Annotated in this window: 13 protein-coding genes and 1 pseudogene; 10 read left to right on the forward strand and 4 right to left on the reverse strand. The window is 72.7% G+C overall.

Features of this window, described 5'->3' with window-relative positions:
* Positions 1 to 95 precede the first annotated feature (95 nt).
* From AB0O11_RS03240 to hutI, 3 genes are read left to right on the forward strand one after another with little or no spacing between them, the layout of a single operon-like run.
* The gene (locus AB0O11_RS03240) at positions 96 to 1,286 is read left to right on the forward strand and encodes an allantoate amidohydrolase (RefSeq protein WP_363381272.1); all 1,191 of its coding nucleotides are present in this window, start codon (positions 96 to 98) and stop codon (positions 1,284 to 1,286) included.
* On the forward strand, positions 1,268 to 2,626 hold the full coding sequence (locus AB0O11_RS03245; protein ID WP_363381205.1) for a formimidoylglutamate deiminase: 1,359 nt from the start codon (positions 1,268 to 1,270) through the stop codon (positions 2,624 to 2,626). The genes AB0O11_RS03240 and AB0O11_RS03245 overlap by 19 nt, the downstream gene beginning before the upstream one ends.
* Before the next feature lie 45 nt (positions 2,627 to 2,671).
* Positions 2,672 to 3,847 carry an imidazolonepropionase gene (gene hutI, locus AB0O11_RS03250; RefSeq protein ID WP_363381207.1) on the forward strand — a complete coding sequence of 392 codons (1,176 nt, stop codon included), beginning with the start codon at positions 2,672 to 2,674 and terminating at the stop codon, positions 3,845 to 3,847.
* Positions 3,848 to 3,902: 55 nt separating this feature from the next.
* On the opposite strand, the gene AB0O11_RS03255 is transcribed toward hutI, so the two are convergent.
* A complete protein-coding gene (locus tag AB0O11_RS03255; protein WP_363381210.1) occupies positions 3,903 to 5,930 on the reverse strand; it encodes a prolyl oligopeptidase family serine peptidase in 2,028 nt (675 codons plus the stop codon).
* 140 nt (positions 5,931 to 6,070) lie between these two features.
* A complete protein-coding gene (locus AB0O11_RS03260; protein ID WP_363381212.1) occupies positions 6,071 to 7,594 on the reverse strand; it encodes an oligopeptide:H+ symporter in 1,524 nt (507 codons plus the stop codon).
* 329 nt (positions 7,595 to 7,923) lie between these two features.
* Between AB0O11_RS03260 and AB0O11_RS03265 the strand changes: the two genes are divergently transcribed.
* The gene (locus AB0O11_RS03265) at positions 7,924 to 8,598 is read left to right on the forward strand and encodes a response regulator transcription factor (RefSeq protein ID WP_030058577.1); all 675 of its coding nucleotides are present in this window, start codon (positions 7,924 to 7,926) and stop codon (positions 8,596 to 8,598) included.
* A 117-nt stretch (positions 8,599 to 8,715) separates the two neighbouring features.
* A complete protein-coding gene (locus tag AB0O11_RS03270) occupies positions 8,716 to 9,960 on the forward strand; it encodes an ATP-binding protein (RefSeq protein ID WP_363381215.1) in 1,245 nt (414 codons plus the stop codon).
* A 192-nt stretch (positions 9,961 to 10,152) separates the two neighbouring features.
* Here AB0O11_RS03270 and AB0O11_RS03275 read toward each other — a convergent pair whose 3' ends face one another.
* On the reverse strand, positions 10,153 to 10,689 hold the full coding sequence (locus AB0O11_RS03275) for a GtrA family protein (RefSeq protein ID WP_363381217.1): 537 nt from the start codon (positions 10,687 to 10,689) through the stop codon (positions 10,153 to 10,155).
* Between the two features lie 325 nt (positions 10,690 to 11,014).
* On the opposite strand from AB0O11_RS03275, the gene AB0O11_RS03280 reads away from it, so the two are divergent.
* The 4 genes from AB0O11_RS03280 (at position 11,015) to AB0O11_RS03295 (ending at position 14,469) form a co-directional block, all read left to right on the forward strand.
* Positions 11,015 to 12,154, forward strand: coding sequence for a 5-(carboxyamino)imidazole ribonucleotide synthase (locus AB0O11_RS03280; protein ID WP_363381218.1), 1,140 nt, complete (start codon positions 11,015 to 11,017; stop codon positions 12,152 to 12,154).
* Positions 12,151 to 12,687 (forward strand): 5-(carboxyamino)imidazole ribonucleotide mutase, encoded by a 537-nt coding sequence (purE, locus tag AB0O11_RS03285; protein WP_224278823.1) that lies wholly within the window; start codon positions 12,151 to 12,153, stop codon positions 12,685 to 12,687. The genes AB0O11_RS03280 and purE overlap by 4 nt, the downstream gene beginning before the upstream one ends.
* Positions 12,688 to 12,723: 36 nt before the next feature.
* Entirely contained in the window at positions 12,724 to 13,938 is a 1,215-nt protein-coding gene (locus tag AB0O11_RS03290) for a dipeptidase (protein WP_363381220.1), read from the forward strand.
* Between the two features lie 105 nt (positions 13,939 to 14,043).
* The gene (locus tag AB0O11_RS03295; protein WP_363381222.1) at positions 14,044 to 14,469 is read left to right on the forward strand and encodes a CoA-binding protein; all 426 of its coding nucleotides are present in this window, start codon (positions 14,044 to 14,046) and stop codon (positions 14,467 to 14,469) included.
* A 381-nt stretch (positions 14,470 to 14,850) separates the two neighbouring features.
* On the opposite strand, the gene AB0O11_RS03300 is transcribed toward AB0O11_RS03295, so the two are convergent.
* Positions 14,851 to 16,188: a UDP-glucose/GDP-mannose dehydrogenase family protein gene (locus AB0O11_RS03300; RefSeq protein ID WP_363381223.1), complete on the reverse strand. Its 1,338-nt coding sequence runs from the start codon at positions 16,186 to 16,188 to the stop codon at positions 14,851 to 14,853.
* Positions 16,189 to 16,406: 218 nt separating this feature from the next.
* Here AB0O11_RS03300 and AB0O11_RS03305 point away from each other — a divergent pair.
* Positions 16,407 to 16,528 (forward strand): annotated as a pseudogene (locus tag AB0O11_RS03305) (acyl-CoA dehydrogenase family protein); the annotation flags it as partial.

Here is a 16,528-nt window from a genome sequence, read left to right on the forward strand (position 1 = left end):
GAGGCTGGGGGAGAGCGAACCAATCAGAGGGGCGACTTGAGCACAGCGATCGCCGAGCGTAGCGAGGCGGGCGCGTGACCTCGTCCTTCCATGAGATGTGGGCGGAGCTGCTCCCGGTGGGCCGCTCCGCCTCCTCCGGCGGCTACCGCCGCTTCGCCTGGAACTCCGCCGACGCCGAGTGCCGGGCCTGGTTCGAGCAGCAGGCCCGCGACCGCGGCCTGGCGTACGAGCTGGACCGCAACGGCAACCAGTGGGCCTGGCTGGGCGATCCGCAGGCCGCCGGGGCCGTGGTGACCGGCTCGCACCTGGACTCCGTCCCGGACGGCGGCGCCTTCGACGGCCCGCTCGGCGTGGTCTCCTCCTTCGCCGCGCTGGACGAACTGCGCGCCCGCGGCGCCGAGTTCACCCGGCCGCTGGCGATCGTCAACTTCGGTGACGAGGAGGGCGCCCGGTTCGGCGTGGCCTGCATCGGCTCCCGGCTGACCGCCGGGGTGCTGTCCCCGGAGCAGGCGTACGAGCTGCGCGACGCCGACGGCGTCCGGCTGCCCGACGCGATGGAGCGGGCCGGCTACGACCCGACCGCGATCGGCGCGGACGACGACCGGCTGGCCCGGATCGGCGCCTTCGTCGAACTCCACGTCGAGCAGGGCCGCTGCCTCGCCGAGGGGCAGCCGGTCGGCGTGGCCGGGGCGATCTGGCCGCACGGCCGCTGGCGGTTCGACTTCCACGGCGAGGCCAACCACGCCGGCACCACCCGGATCGAGGACCGCCGCGACCCGATGCTGACCTACGCCAACACCGTGCTCGCCGCCCGCAAGAAGGCGAAGCAGGCAGGCGCGCTGGCCACCTTCGGCAAGGTCGCGGTCGAGCCCAACGGCACCAACGCGATCGCCTCGCTGGTGCGCGGCTGGCTCGACTCCCGGGCCGCCGACGAGCGCACCCTCACCGAGCTGGTCGCCGAGATCGAGCGGGCCGCCGCCGAGCGGGGCGAGCGCGACGGCGTCCGGGTCGAGCTGACCCGCGAGTCCTACACCCCGGTCGTGGACTTCGACGGCCCGCTGCGCGACCGGCTGGCCAAGCTGCTGGACGCCCCGGTGCTGCCCACCGGCGCGGGACACGACGCCGGCATCCTGGCCTCCGCGATCCCGACCGCCATGCTGTTCGTGCGCAACCCCACCGGCGTCTCGCACTCCCCGGCCGAGTACGCCGAGGAGGCCGACTGCCTGGCCGGGGTCGCCGCTCTTGCCGACGTACTGGAGGACCTGGCGTGTCACCGACCGCAGTGAGCTACTGGGCGCAGTACGCCTGGCTGCCGCACGCCGACGGGCCGGTGGTCGAGCGGAACGTGCTGATCACCACCGGCCCCGACGGCCGGATCGCCGCCGTGACGCCGGACAGCGGCCCCTGCCCGCCCGGCGCCGTCCGGCTCGACGGGCTGCTGCTGCCCGGCCAGGCCAACGCCCACTCGCACGCCTTCCACCGGGCGTTGCGCGGGTACGTCCAGGTCGGCTCCGGCACCTTCTGGACCTGGCGCGACACCATGTACCGGTTCGCCGGCGCGCTGGACCCGGACCGCTACCTGGAGCTCGCCACCGCCGTCTACGCCGAGATGGCGCTGGCCGGCATCACCGCCGTCGGCGAGTTCCACTACCTGCACCACGCGCCCGGCGGGGCCCGGTACGCCGATCCGAACGCGATGGGCGAGGCGCTGATCGAGGCCGCCGCCCGGGCCGGCATCCGGATCACCCTGCTGGACACCTGCTACCTGTCGGCCGGCTTCGGCGCCGAGCCGACCCACCCGCAGCTCCGCTTCAGTGACGGCGACGCGGAGGCCTGGGCCGAGCGGGCGGACGCGCTCAAGCCGCGCGAGCACGCCCGGATCGGCGCCGCCATCCACTCGGTGCGGGCCGTCCCGGCCGAGCAGCTGGGCACCGTCGCGCACTGGGCGGCGATGCGCGGGGCGCCGCTGCACGTCCACCTGTCCGAGCAGACCGCCGAGAACGACGCCTGCCTGGCCGCGCACGGCGTCACCCCGACCCGGCTGCTCGCCGACCACGGCGCGCTCGGCCCGCGCACCTCGGCCGTGCACGCCACCCACCTGACCGACGAGGACGTCCGGCTGCTCACCGACTCCTCCACCACGGTCTGCATGTGCCCCACCACCGAGCGGGACCTCGCGGACGGCATCGGCCCGGCCCGCCGGCTCGCCTCGGCGGGCTCCCCGGTCACCCTGGGCAGCGACAGCCACGCGGTGATCGACCCGTTCGAGGAAGCCCGCGCACTGGAGCTGGACGAGCGGCTGCGCACGCGGACCCGCGGCCACTGGACGGCGAACGCGCTGCTGCGGGCCGGCACCGAGGACGGTCACGCCTCGCTCGGCTGGCCCGAGGCCGGGCGGATCGAGGCCGGGGCGCTCGCCGACTTCACGGTGATCGCGCTGGACTCGGTCCGTACCGCGGGCCCACCGCCCCGGCTCGGCGCCGAGATCGCGGTCTTCGCGGCCTCGGCGGCGGACGTGCGGCACGTGGTGGTCGGCGGGCGGCACGTCGTCCGGGACGGCGTGCACCAGCTGGTGGCCGACGTTCCGGGCGCGCTGAGCGCCTCGATCGGCGCGCTCGGCTACTGATCGCTCCTTGTCCAAATCGTCCAACTCCCTCCGGAAGGCCTTGTCTTGAGCACCAGGACCACCTTGATCACGGGCATCGGCAGCCTCGTCACCAACGACCCTGGGCAGGGCACCGGGCTGCTCGGTCTGGTGACCGACGCGGCCGTGGTGGTCGACGGCGACACCGTCGCCTGGGTCGGCCCGGCGGCGCAGGCCCCGGCGGCGGACGAGCGCTTCGACGCCGAGGGCCGGGCCCTGCTGCCCGGTTTCGTCGACTCGCACGCCCACCTGGTGTTCGCGGGCGACCGCACCGCCGAGTTCAACGCCCGGATGTCCGGGCAGCCGTACTCGGCGGGCGGCATCCGGACCACGGTGGCGGCCACCCGGGCGGCGAGCGACGCCGAACTGGAGGCGAACCTGGCGGGGTTCGTCCGGGAGGCGCTGCGCCAGGGCACCACCACCATCGAGTGCAAGTCCGGCTACGGACTGACGGTGGAGGACGAGGCGCGCGCCCTGCGGATCGCCGCCGGGCACACCCCGGAGACCACCTACCTGGGCGCCCACGTGGTGGCCCCCGAGTTCGCCGAGGACCCGGCCGGGTACGTCGACCTGGTCACCGGCGAGATGCTGGACGCCTGCGCCCCGTACGCCCGTTGGGTGGACGTGTTCTGCGAGAAGGGCGCCTTCGACGGGGAGCAGGCCCGGGCGGTTCTGACCGCCGGCATCGAGCGGGGCCTCACCCCCCGGGTGCACGCCAACCAGCTCTCGTACGGGCCCGGCGTGCAGCTGGCCGTCGAGCTGGGGGCCGCCTCGGCGGACCACTGCACCCATCTGACGGACGAGGACGTGGCGGCGCTGGCCGGCTCGGCGACGGTGGCCACCCTGCTGCCGGGGGCGGAGTTCTCCACCCGGGCCGAGTACCCGAGCGGGCGCCGGCTGCTGGACGCGGGCGCGGTGGTGGCGCTGTCCACCGACTGCAACCCGGGCTCCAGCTTCACGAGTTCGATGGCGTTCTGCATCGCGGTCGCGGTGCGGGAGATGGGGATGACCCCGGACGAGGCGGTCTGGGCGGCCACCGCGGGCGGCGCCCGGGCGCTGCGGCGCAGCGACGTCGGCGTGGTCGCGCCCGGCGCCCGGGCGGACCTGCTGCTGCTGGACGCGCCCTCGCACGTCCACCTGGCCTACCGGCCGGGCGTGCCGCTGACGGCGGCGGTCTGGCGGGCCGGCGTCCGCGAGGTCTGACGAGCGGTCGGAGGAAGGCCCGTGCCCGGTCGTGCGACCGGGCACGGGCCTTCGCTCATGCCAGGCCCAGCGAGCGCCGCAGGAAGTGCAGTTCGTGGGTCAGCAGGTTCTCCACCACCGCCTCGTCGGTGGGCCGGTGGCCGGTGGCGCGCAGCGGGAGGACCTCGTGCGGGCGGCCGGCGGCGAGCAGGGCGGCGGACAGCCGCAGGGTGTGGGCCGGGTAGACGTTGTCGTCGGCGAGGCCCTGGATCAGCAGCAGCGGGCGGCTGAGCTTCGGCGCCTCGGCGATCAGCGAGCCGCTGTCGTAGTGCTCGGGGTGCTCGTCGGGGTGGCCGAGGAAGCGCTCCTGCCAGTGGGTGTCGTAGAACCGCCAGTCGGTGGGGGCGGCCCCGGCGGAGGCGGCGTGGAAGACGTCCGGGCGGCGCAGCACGGCGAGGGCGGCCAGGTAGCCGCCGTAGGACCAGCCGCGGATGCCGACCCGGTCGAGGTCGAGCAGCCCGGGCCGCAGCCGGTCGGCCGCCCTCAGGCCCTCGATCTGGTCGCCGAGGGCGGGCTCCGCCTTGTCGCCGTGGATCGTCTTGTCCCAGCGGGGCCCGCGTCCGGGGGTGCCGCGGCCGTCCACCACGAGGACCGCGAAGCCCTGGTCGGCGAACCACTGGGAGACCTGCTCATACCAGGGGCCGCCGGTGGTGGCCTTCTGCAGGGCGGGCCCGCCGTACGGGTCGAGCAGGACGGGCAGCGGGCCGTCTCCGGGGCGGTGGCCGGTGGGCAGGAAGAGGTTGGCGCGCAGGTCGTGTGAGCCGAGCCGGAGCAGTTCGGGCCGTGCGGTGACGACGGGCGGCTCGGCGCGGGAGACGAGCGGGAGCGCCGGGCGGCCCTCGCGCAGGACGGTGGAGCGGCCGCCGGGGTGTCCCTGGGCCCGGGTGGTGAGCACCACTGTGTCGCCGCGCCGCACGCCGGTGTGCAGGCCGGGGCCGTTGCTCAACCGCCGTGGGCCGGTGTCCGGCCGGTACGTCCAGAGGTGGGTCTCGGTGGGTTCGTCGGAGGCGGTGAACAGGACCTGTTCGCCCTCCGTCCCGAGGACCGCGCGCAGCTGGAGCCCGGGCGGGGTGACCGGCTTGCCGTCGACGGTCAGGTGCCGGGTGTCGCCCAGGTCGGCGGTGTCCACCAGGGCGCCGGCCGCGGTGCGCGCCGGCAGACCGGGGAGCAGCTCGATCCAGTGCGCGTCCTGCCGCTCGGCGAGTACCCGGGTGGCGCCGTCCGGCTCGATCGCCAGGGTGCGGACGGTGCGCTGGTCGCGGCTCTGCACGGCGGCGTACGGGCCGTGGCCGTCCCAGCCGGCGGCGGTGAGGTACTCGAAGGCCGCGCGGTCCCAGCGGACCTCGGTGGCGGTGCCGTCGAGACCGAGCAGCCGCAGCGAGACGTCGGCGTTGGCGGTGCCGGCCAGCGGGTAGCGAATGGTGCGCGGCGGGCGGTGCGGGTCGGCGGGGTCGGCCAGGAAGAGCCGGGCGAGCGGGCGGTTGTCGACCCGGGCGACCAGCAGCGCGGTGCCGTCGGGGGACCACCAGTGGCCGCGGTCGCGGAACATCTCCTCGGCGGCGACGTACTCGGCGAGCCCGTAGGCGACGTCCTCGGCCTCGGGCCGGGCGAGCGCCCGCTCCTGCGTGCCGTCGACGCCGACCACCCGCAGGGCGCGGCCGCTGACGTAGGCGATCCGGCGGCCGGTCGGGTCGAGCCGGGGGTCCTCCGGCGGGCCGGGGACGGGGATCCGGCGGACGGTGCCGCCGGCGGTGTCGGCCAGCCACAGGGCGCCGTCCAGCGCGAAGGTGGCGAGCGTGCCCGCGGCGTCGGTGCTGTACGCGGCGATTCCCTCGCCGGCGCCCAGTGCGGCCGGGTCGGCGATCAGCCGTTCCGCGCCGGTGGCGGTGTCCAGGGCCCAGAGGCAGGTGAGCGGGTCGGTGCCGGTCCGGCCGCGCAGGAAGAGCACGGTGGTGCCGTCCGGCGAGGGCTCCGGCTGGACCGGGACGCCCAGGGTGAACCGCCGGGTGCGGGCCAGCTGACGCGGTAAGGAGAGGGTCGTCATGCCGGGCACCATAGGCATGGCAGGCACGTCCCTGTCGAACGGATTGATGGTCGAGCGGGGGCGGGCGGGAAACGGCCGGGGCCGCCGTGGATCTCAGGAATCCACGGCGGCCCCGGAGTCGTGAGCCGGAGGTCGGCGCGTCAGCGCACGTCGCCCATGAGGGCCTGGACCCTCTTGCGGTACGTGTAGACGGCAAACCCTGCGAGGACCGCTAGGGAGGCCTGCATCGCGATGATCCCGGTGCCGTCGAGGTTGATGCCGGCCAGCGAGAGCAGGCTCGTGGTGCAGTCGCCGGCGGTGACGGCGAGGAACCAGACGCCCATCATCTGGGAGGCGTACTTCTGCGGCGCCATCTTCGTGGTGACCGAGAGGCCGACCGGGGAGAGGCACAGCTCGCCGATGGTCTGGATCATGTAGATCGAGACGAGCCACAGCGGGGAGACCATGGTGCCGTTGTCCGACATGTTCATCGGGATGATGAAGATGAAGAACGAGGCGCCGACCAGGAGCAGGCCCATCGAGAACTTCACGATGGTGTTCGGCTCCTGGTTGCGGCGGGACAGCCACAGCCACAGCCAGGCGAAGACCGGCGCGAGCGCCATCACGAACAGCGGGTTCAGCGACTGGTACCAGGTGGCCGAGAAGCCGAAGCCGAACAGGGTGTCCGCGGTCTTCTTGTCCGCGAACAGCGAGAGGGTCGACCCGCCCTGGTCGTAGATCATCCAGAAGATGGCGGCCGCGGCGAAGAACCAGATATAGGCGGACATCTTGGACTGCTCGCCGGTGCTCAGGCTCTTGTCCCGCTTGATCCGGACCAGCACGGCGATCGGGATGAGCAGACCGGCGAGGGTCAGCGGGACCAGGGCCCAGTTCAGCGTGTAGACGCCCAGCCCGACGATGACGGCGTAGAAGGCGGCGACGGCGAGGACCGTCACGCCGGCCTTCACCAGCAGGCTCTTGCGCTCCGCGGGCAGGAGCGGGTTGGGGACCTTGCTGCTCTTGGGGCTCAGGTGGCGGCTGCCCAGCAGGAACTGCACCAGACCGACGGCCATGCCGACCGCGGCCAGTCCGAAGCCCAGGTGCCAGTTGTACTCCTTGCCGATCGTCCCGATGACGAACGGGGCGACGAAGGCGCCGAGGTTGATGCTCATGTAGAAGACCGTGAAGCCACCGTCGCGGCGCGGGTCCTCGGGGCCGTTGTAGAGCTGGCCGACCATCGTGGAGATGTTGGCCTTCAGCAGCCCGGAACCGAGCGCGACCAGGAGCAGGCCGACGAAGAACGCCGCCTGGCCCGGGACGGCCAGCGCGATGTGGCCGGACATGATCACGAACCCGGCGATGGCGACCGTCTTGCGGGCACCCCAGACCCGGTCGCCGAACCAACCGCCGGGGTAGGCCATGAGGTAGACCATCGAGACGTAGACGGAGTAGATCGCCGTCGCCGTCGTCGCCGTCATGGCGAGGCCGCCGCCCTGGCTACCGGTCGCGGCGTCGGCGCCGCCGGAGACCAGGTAGTAGATGAGCAGGGCGCGCATGCCGTAGTAGGAGAAGCGCTCCCACATCTCGGTCATGAACAGGGTGGCGAGACCTCGGGGGTGACCGAGGAAGGTCTTGCCGCTGGGAGAGGCCGACGTGACGTCGGCGTCCAGGGTCTTAGACGCCATGAGTAGTGGTTCCTTGCCTGACAGCGTCCGCCCAGGGGTATGGCGGCGGACGTGGACGAAACCACTCTACGTGGCGACATTTGGCTTTATCAGATGACAAAAGCCGTGAATCAGGTGTGGGAATGGCAACGTTGGCAACGAATCTGCCCGATCTATCGATGGTAAATGGGCGCGTCTCCCTTCGGTTTCAAGATCCAAATGGAGATTCTTCGCCGAACGGTCGGTCTGCCGTGCCGCGTTGAGTCCGATCGGGGCCTTGTATAACGATCACGCTCTGTGAACTACCTCACAGGGCGTCCGGGTATACCCCGGCGGACTACCATCACCACATGACCTGTGTGCTGCTTGCCGAGGACGATCCGGCGATCTCCGAACCGCTCGCCCGGGCCCTGCGACGCGAGGGCTATGAGGTGCTCGTCCGCGAGGACGGTCCGACCGCACTGGCCGCCGGCCTCACCGAGGAGGTCGACCTCGTCGTCCTGGACCTCGGCCTGCCCGAGATGGACGGCCTGGAGGTCTGCCGCCGCCTGCGCGCCGACGGCAAGAGCTGCCCCGTCCTGGTGCTCACCGCCCGCGCGGACGAGGTGGACACCGTGGTCGGCCTGGACGCCGGCGCCGACGACTACGTCACCAAGCCCTTCCGCCTGGCCGAACTGCTCGCCCGCGTCCGGGCCCTGCTCCGGCGCGGCAACGTCGACCAGCTCACCACCGGTGCGCACGGCGTGAAGATCGACATCGAGTCCCACCGCGCCTGGCTCGGCGACGAGGAGCTCACCCTCTCCGCCAAGGAGTTCGAGCTGCTGCGGGTCCTGGTCCGGGACGCCGGCCGGGTGGTCACCCGCGAGGAGATCATGCGGCAGGTCTGGGACACCACCTGGTGGACCTCCACCAAGACCCTGGACATGCACATCTCCTGGCTCCGCAAGAAGCTCGGCGACGACGCGGCCAACCCCCGCTACATCGCCACCGTGCGCGGCGTGGGGTTCCGGTTCGAGAAGAACTGACCCCGCAGGAGCCCGTCGGCCCGTGGGAGCCCGTGCGGGCCTGTAGGAGATCAACCCCCGTAAGAGATCGGGGCCGGACGTCGTCCGGTGGAACGGAACACCTCGGGGAGCGGCAGCGTGAAACGCAGGATGATCAACTCGCTGCTGGGCGTCGTCCTGGTGGTCGTCGCGGTGTTCTGCGTGCCGCTCGCCCTGGTCGAGAAGCGGACCATCGTCAACTCGGCCCAGGACCGGGTGGACGCGGCCGCCGTCCGGGTGCTCGCCCTCGTCGAGAGCCGGCTCGCCGCGGGCGAGCCGGTCACCGGGCGGGCCTTCGAGAGCCAGGTCACCGAGGGCAGCTACGTCGAGGTGCAGGTGCCCGGCCAGCCGGTGGTCTCCGCGGGTGAGCGCCCGGCCGGGAACCACCTGCTGAAGGCCGTCGAGCGGGGCAACAGCGGCGAGACCGTCACGGTCGAGCAGTCCCGCGAGGACGTCGACCACGAGATCGCCAACAACCTGCTGCTGCTCGGCGTGGTCGCGCTGCTCGCCGTCCAGGCCGCGGTGGCGCTCGCCGTCTGGCAGGCCAAGCGGCTCGCCCGGCCGCTCACCGACCTCGCCGAGACCGCCGAGCGGCTCGGCTCCGGCGACCCCCGCCCGCGCGACCGCCGCTACGGGGTGCCCGAGCTCGACCGGGTCGCCGAGGTGCTGGACACCAGTGCCGAGCGGATCGCCCGGATGCTGACCGCCGAGCGCCGGCTCGCCGCCGACGCCTCGCACCAGCTGCGCACCCCGCTCACCGCGCTCTCCATGCGGCTGGAGGAGATCACCGCCCTCGCCGAGGACCCGGAGACGGTCAAGGAGGAGGCGACCATCGCCCTCCAGCAGGTCGAGCGGCTCACCGACGTGGTCCAGCGGCTGCTCACCACCCAGCGCGACCCGCGCAGCCCCACCGCCGTCGCCTTCGACCTGGACGAGGTGATCAAGCAGCAGGTGGAGGAGTGGGGCCCGACGCTGCGGGAGAAGGGCCGGGTGCTCTCCCTGGAGGGGCTGCACGGGGTCACCGCGGTCGGTACCCCGGGGACGGTGGCCCAGGTGCTGGCCACCCTGATCGAGAACTCGCTGATGCACGGCGCCGGGACGATCACCCTGCGGATCCGGCCGTCCGGCACCTCGGTGGTGGTCGAGGTCCAGGACCAGGGCGCCGGCGTGCCGGCCGACCTCGGCAACCGGGTGTTCGAACGCGCGGTGAGCGGGCGCAACTCCACCGGCATCGGGCTGGCCGTCGCCCGCGACCTCGCGGAGGCGGACGGCGGGCGGCTCGAACTGCTCTCGCTGAAGCCGGCGGTGTTCGCGCTCTTCCTCGGGCGCAGCCACCAGGACTGAGCGGGTCCCGATCCGGGCACGGGGCCCGGACGGACGCCGTGGCGAGCCTGCCGGTCCCGTCGGCCGCGATCGTCCGCCCAACCGTGCTCGCCCCCGGCCACCGCCGTCCTCCGCCGGCGGCGGACACGGCGAACCCCGGCGGCCGGTTCGGCCTGCCGGGGCTGCGAGGGGCGAGAGGCGGGGCTGCGGGGCCTACTCGGCCTTGGCGAAGCGGATCGGCTCGGCTCCCAGCATCAGCTTGGCCTGCGCGGCCAGCTCCGGGCCGCCGACGGCGCCCGCCGGCTGCTGGGAGGGCAGCTCCTGGCCGCCGACGGCAGCCGCCGACTGCTGGGAGGGCAGCCCGACCGGCTCCGGCACGGCCTTGAACACCCAGGTGCGGTACGAGACGAAGCGGAACACGGTGGCCACCGCGAGGCCGATCACCTTGGCGCCGATCTGCTCGTAGTGCGAGCGCAGGTCGAGCACGTACACCGAGAAGCCGAGCACACCGGTCTCGATCAGCATGCCGATGCCGCTGTAGACCAGGAAGAGTGTGATCTCCCGCTTGCGGGAGGCGGCGTCGCGGTCCCGGTACAGCCAGTAGCGGTAGCCCAGGTAGTTGGTCGCGATCGCGATCACCGTCGCGACGATGTTCGACCGCACCGAGGCCAGGCCCATGCCGTTGATGCAGACCCAGAAGACGGCGAAGTTGACCACCACGCCGCTCAGGCCGACGATGCCGAACTTCACGACTTCGCCCGTGAGCCCGCGCATTTTCTGCGCAAGCGGGCGTTTCGAAGCTGCGGTCGTCGCCATACCGGACTGCCTCCATAGGCCTGCGGGTCGAAAGGGCCGACCACGGCGGTGCGGCTACCCCTTGAGTCCTGCGTGCACGCACATGATCGGACCGCGCAGACCAGGACCCGGCCGACCAGGCTACCCGCTTCCATCGAACGGCTCAGCCCCTTGGGCGGCAGGTTGACATCTACGCGCGTCCGATCCGGTGGCCCCGGCGGCGGCTCCACCACCCCCGACCGGCCCGGATATCCTGGGCCGCGTGACTTCCCCGGGCAATATGAATTTTCCAGTGGTGGGCATGATCGGTGGCGGGCAGCTGGCCCGCATGGCACACCAGGCGGGCATCCCGCTCGGGGTCAGGTTCAAACTCCTCGCCGACACGCCCCAGGACTCCGCCGCTCAGGTGGTCTCCGACGTCGTTCTCGGTGACTACCGCGACCTCGACACCCTGCGCGCCTTCGCCGCCGGCTGCGACGTGATCACCTTCGACCACGAGCACGTCCCCACCGAGCACCTGCGGGCCCTGGAGGCCGACGGCGTCGCCGTCCGCCCCGGCCCGGACGCGCTGGTCAACGCCCAGGACAAGGGCGTGATGCGGGCCAAGCTGGACTCCATCGACGTGCCCTGCCCCCGGCACCGGATCGTCGCCGACCCGGCCGACGTCACCGCGTTCGCGAACGAGGGCTCCGGGTACCCCGTCGTGCTGAAGACCGTCCGCGGCGGCTACGACGGCAAGGGCGTCTGGGTCGTCGACGACGAGGAGCAGGCGCAGGCCCCGTTCCTGGCCGGCGTCGCGGTGCTGGCCGAGGAGAAGGTCGACTTCGTCCGCGAGCTGGCCGCCAACGTGGTCCGCTCGCCCAGCGGCCAGGCCGTCGCCTACCCGGTGGTGGAGAGCATCCAGGAGAACGGCGTCTGCGCCGAGGTCACCGCCCCCGCGCCGGACCTCGACCCGGCCCTGTCCGACGAGGCCCAGCAGCTCGCCCTGCGGATCGCCGGCGAACTCGGCATCGTCGGCCACCTCGCCGTCGAGCTGTTCCAGACCCGGGACGGCCGTGTCCTGGTCAACGAGCTGGCCATGCGCCCGCACAACTCCGGCCACTGGACCCAGGACGGCGCGGTCACCTCGCAGTTCGAGAACCACCTGCGGGCCGTCCTCGACCTCCCGCTCGGCGACCCCCGCCCGCGCGCCAGGTGGACCGTCATGGTCAACGTCCTCGGCGGCGACTACCCGGACATGTACCACCCCTTCCTGCACTGCATGGCCCGCGACCCCGGGCTGCGGATCCACATGTACGGGAAGGACGTGAAGCCCGGCCGCAAGGTCGGCCACGTCAACGTCTTCGGGGACGACCTCGAAGACGTCCGCGAGCGCGCCCGCCACGCGGCCGCCTACCTGCGAGGAACGATCACCGGATGAGCCACGCTTCGAACGCTCCCCTCGTCGGCATCGTGATGGGATCGGACTCCGACTGGCCGGTCATGGAGGCCGCCGCCCAGGCCCTCGACGAGTTCGAGGTCCCCTACGAGGTGGACGTCGTCTCCGCGCACCGGATGCCCCGCGAGATGGTCGCGTACGGCGAGCAGGCCCACGGCCGCGGCCTGAAGGCGATCATCGCGGGCGCCGGCGGCGCGGCCCACCTGCCGGGCATGCTCGCCTCGGTCACCCCGCTGCCCGTCATCGGCGTGCCGGTGCCGCTGCGCTACCTGGACGGCATGGACAGCCTGCTGTCGATCGTCCAGATGCCGGCCGGCGTGCCGGTGGCGACCGTCTCGGTGGCCGGCGCGCGCAACGCCGGCCTGCTCGCGGTGCGGATGCTCGCCGCCTTCGACCCCGAGCTCACCGAGAAGATGACCGACTTCCAGGCCGAGCTGAACAACCAGGCCACCGAGAAGGGCAAGAAGCTGCGCGCCAAGGTGGCCGGTTCCTCCTCCTTCGGCTTCGGCAAGTAGTTCGCCCACCCGCGGGGGTGGGGTAGAACAGCTCGCATGACCGCTGACCTGGACTCCCTCACCCCGCTGGACCGAGCCCGCGCCCTGTTGCGCACCGCCCCCGTCGTGGACGGCCACAACGACCTCCCCTGGGCGATGCGCGAGCAGGCCGGGTACGACCTCGGCGCGCTCGACCTCGCCGCCGACCAGAGCGACCGCCTGCACACCGACCTGGCCCGTCTTGCGGAGGGCGGGGTCGGCGCGCAGTTCTGGTCGGTCTACGTCCCCTCCTCGCTGGCCGGCGACCACGCGGTGAGCGCCACCCTGGAGCAGATCGACTTCGTCCACGCCCTGGTCGAGCGCTACCCGGACCGGCTGCGCCTGGCCCGTACCGCCGCGGACGTCGAGGCCGCCCGCACCGAGGGCCGGATCGCCTCCCTGATGGGCGCCGAGGGCGGCCACTCCATCGACTGCTCGCTGGCCACCCTGCGCGCCCTGTACGAGCTGGGCGTGCGGTACCTGACGCTCACCCACAACGACAACGTGCCGTGGGCGGACTCCGCGACCGACAAGCCGGTGGCCGGCGGGCTGACCCGGTTCGGCGAGGAGGTCGTCCGGGAGATGAACCGGCTCGGCATGCTGGTCGACCTCTCGCACGTCTCCGCCGACACCATGCGCGACGCCCTGCGGGTGACCGAGGCGCCGGTGGTCTTCTCGCACTCCTCCTCGCGTGCGGTCTGCGACCACCCGCGCAACATCCCGGACGACGTGCTCGCCCAGCTGCCCGCCAACGGCGGCGTGGCGATGGCGACCTTCGTGCCGAAGTTCATCCTGCCCGCCGCCATCGAGTGGACCCGGGCCGCCGACGAGAACATGCGCGCCCACGGCTTCCACCCGCTGGACACCACCCCGCCGGCCATGGAGCGCCAGCGCGCCTTCGAGGCCGCCAACCCGCGCCCGGTCGCCACCCCGGCCACCGTCGCCGACCACCTCGACCACATGCGCGAGGTGGCCGGCATCGACCACATCGGCATCGGCGGCGACTTCGACGGCACCGCCTTCCTGCCGGACGGCCTGGACTCGGTGGCCGGCTACCCCAACCTGGTCGCCGAACTCCTCGGCCGCCACTGGTCGGAGGCCGATCTGGCCAAGCTCACCTGGCACAACGCCGTCCGCGTCCTGCGCGACGCCGAATCGGTGGCCGCCGGGCTGCGCGCGAGCCGCCGCCCGTCCATCGCCACCATCGCCCGGCTGGACGGCTCGGCCTCCTAGCCGAGCAGCGGGATCCCGGTGGCCGGGCACCTGCGGGAATGGCCGGGGGAGCGGTGGCGCTGGGGTGAGGTGAGTTCTCGGCACTCGGCTGCGAGGAGGCAGGGCATGTACGGCGACCCGGAGACGGTCCGGAAGATCCTTGGCGAACTGGGCGACACCTGGGCCGTGGTGGGCCTCTCGTCCAACCGACGGCGGGCGGCCTACGGCGTGGCCGAGGTGCTGCAGCGCTTCGGCAAGCGGATCGTGCCCGTGCACCCGAAGGCCGAGACCGTGCACGGCGAGAAGGGGTACGCGTCCCTCGCGGACATCCCCTTCGAGGTCGACGTGGTGGACGTCTTCGTCCGGTCCGACCTCGCCGGCGAGGTCGCGGACGAAGCGGCCGCCATCGGCGCCAAGGCCGTCTGGTTCCAGCTCGGCGTGATCGACGAGGCCGCGTACGAGCGGACGCGGGCGGCCGGCCTCGACATGGTGATGGACAAGTGCCCCGCCATCGAGATCCCGCGCCTCGGCCTGGCCGGCCGGTTCAGCTAGATCCCGAAGTCTTCGAGGGCCGCCGGTTGTGCTCCGACCGGCGGCCCCTCGGCATTCCCGGCCTCGGATGTTGCCCGGCGGGGCCGGGTGCGTGGCGGCACCCGTCGAGACCCCCGTTGTTGTGCGGCCACGTGTCAGAACCCGATGACAGGAACGGCCAGAGGATCTCGGACTCGACGCGCCCGTGTCGTTGATCAACCGCATGCGGTCCGCTGACCTGCGGCGCAGTCACACGAGCAGGAGCGCCGAAGCGGCCGGTGCTGTCGACCGTCACACGGAGTCCCTTGAAGAGATACGAGCGCTGCGGGTGACCCCGCACAGGCCGGGAACGCCGCCGCCCCCGGGGAGACCCGGGGGCGGCGAGGGGGGATCGGGAGGGCCTCAGCTCGGGCGGCCGAGGGCGCGGTAGGTCCAGCCGGCGGCGCGCCAGGCCTCGGCGTCCAGGACGTTGCGGCCGTCGAGGAGGCGGCGTTCGGCGACCACGGTGCCGAGTTCGGCCGGGTCCAGCTCGCGGAACTCGGACCACTCGGTGAGGTGGAGGACGACGTGGGCGCCCTCGGCGGCCTCCAGTGCGGAGTGGGCGTAGGTGAGGGAGGGGAACATCTTGCGGGCGTTGTCCACGGCCTTCGGGTCGTAGACGGTGACCTGGGCGCCCTGGAGCTGGATCTGGGCGGCCACGTTGAGGGCGGGGGAGTCCCGGATGTCGTCCGAATTGGGCTTGAAGGCGGCGCCGAGGACGGCGACCCGGCGGCCCAGGAAACCGCCGCCGCACTGCTCGCGGGCCAGCTCCACCATCCGGGAGCGGCGCCGCATGTTGATCGAGTCGACCTCGCGCAGGAAGGTCAGCGCCTGGTCGGCGCCGAGCTCGCCGGCCCGGGCCATGAACGCGCGGATGTCCTTGGGCAGGCAGCCGCCGCCGAAACCGAGGCCGGAGTTGAGGAACTTGCCGCCGATCCGCTCGTCGTAGGCGAGCGCCTTGCTGAGCTGGGTGACGTCCGCGCCGGCCGCCTCGCAGACCTCGGCCATCGCGTTGATGAAGGAGATCTTGGTGGCCAGGAAGGAGTTGGCGGCCGCCTTGACCAGTTCGGCGGTCGCGTAGTCGGTGACCATGAACGGGACCCCGGCCGCGATCGGATCCGCGTACACCTCGCGCAGCAGCCGCTCGGCCCGCTCGCTCTGGGCGCCGACCACGATCCGGTCCGGCCGCAGGGTGTCCTGCACGGCGAAGCCCTCACGCAGGAACTCCGGGTTCCAGGCGAGTTCGGCACCCTCGCCGACCGGCGCCAGCGCGGCCAGCCGCTCGGCCAGCCGGGCCGCCGAGCCGACCGGGACGGTGGACTTGCCGACCACCAGGACGGGGCGGGTCAGGTGCGGCGCGAGCTCGTCGATCGCGGTGTCGACGTACGACATGTCGGCGGCGAACTCGCCCTTGCGCTGCGGTGTGTTGACGCAGACGAAGTGCACGTCGCCGAACTCGGCGGCCTCCTGGGCGGAGGTGGTGAAGCGCAGTCGCCCCGTCGAACCCTCGTGCCCGGCCACGTGCTTGAGGAGCAGTTCGGACAGCCCCGGCTCGTACATCGGAACGCGGCCGGCGGTCAGCATGGCGATCTTGTCGGGGTCGATGTCCAGACCCAGCACCTCGAAGCCGAACTCGGCCATCGCGGCGGCGTGCGTGGCGCCGAGGTAGCCGGTGCCGATCACGGAGATGCGGAGGGTCACGGGTTCTCCTTGGATGCGGACGCGACCAGTACGGATGCCCCGATGCTATCCGTCCGCGAAGTGCGCACCGGGATCGCCTGCACGCGCGGGACGCTAGGCAGCCGCAGGTCGGCGCCCTAGGATCTCTACTGAACGGTAGTTAACCGCGGATTCGACGCGGACCGGGCGTCGATCGGACCTCGCTCGGGCGTCGGTCACTGAACGACGAGGCAGGCATCATGGCGGGCAGCGCAGGGGCGGCTGACTTCGATCTCTTCCGCATCTCCGAGGAGCACGGGATGCTCCGTGAGGCGGTGCGTTCGCTGGCCGAGGCGAAGATCGCTCCGTTCGCGGCGGAGGT

This window comes from Kitasatospora sp. NPDC093102, assembly GCF_040683915.1.
In the GTDB taxonomy this organism is placed as follows: Bacteria; Actinomycetota; Actinomycetes; order Streptomycetales; family Streptomycetaceae; genus Kitasatospora.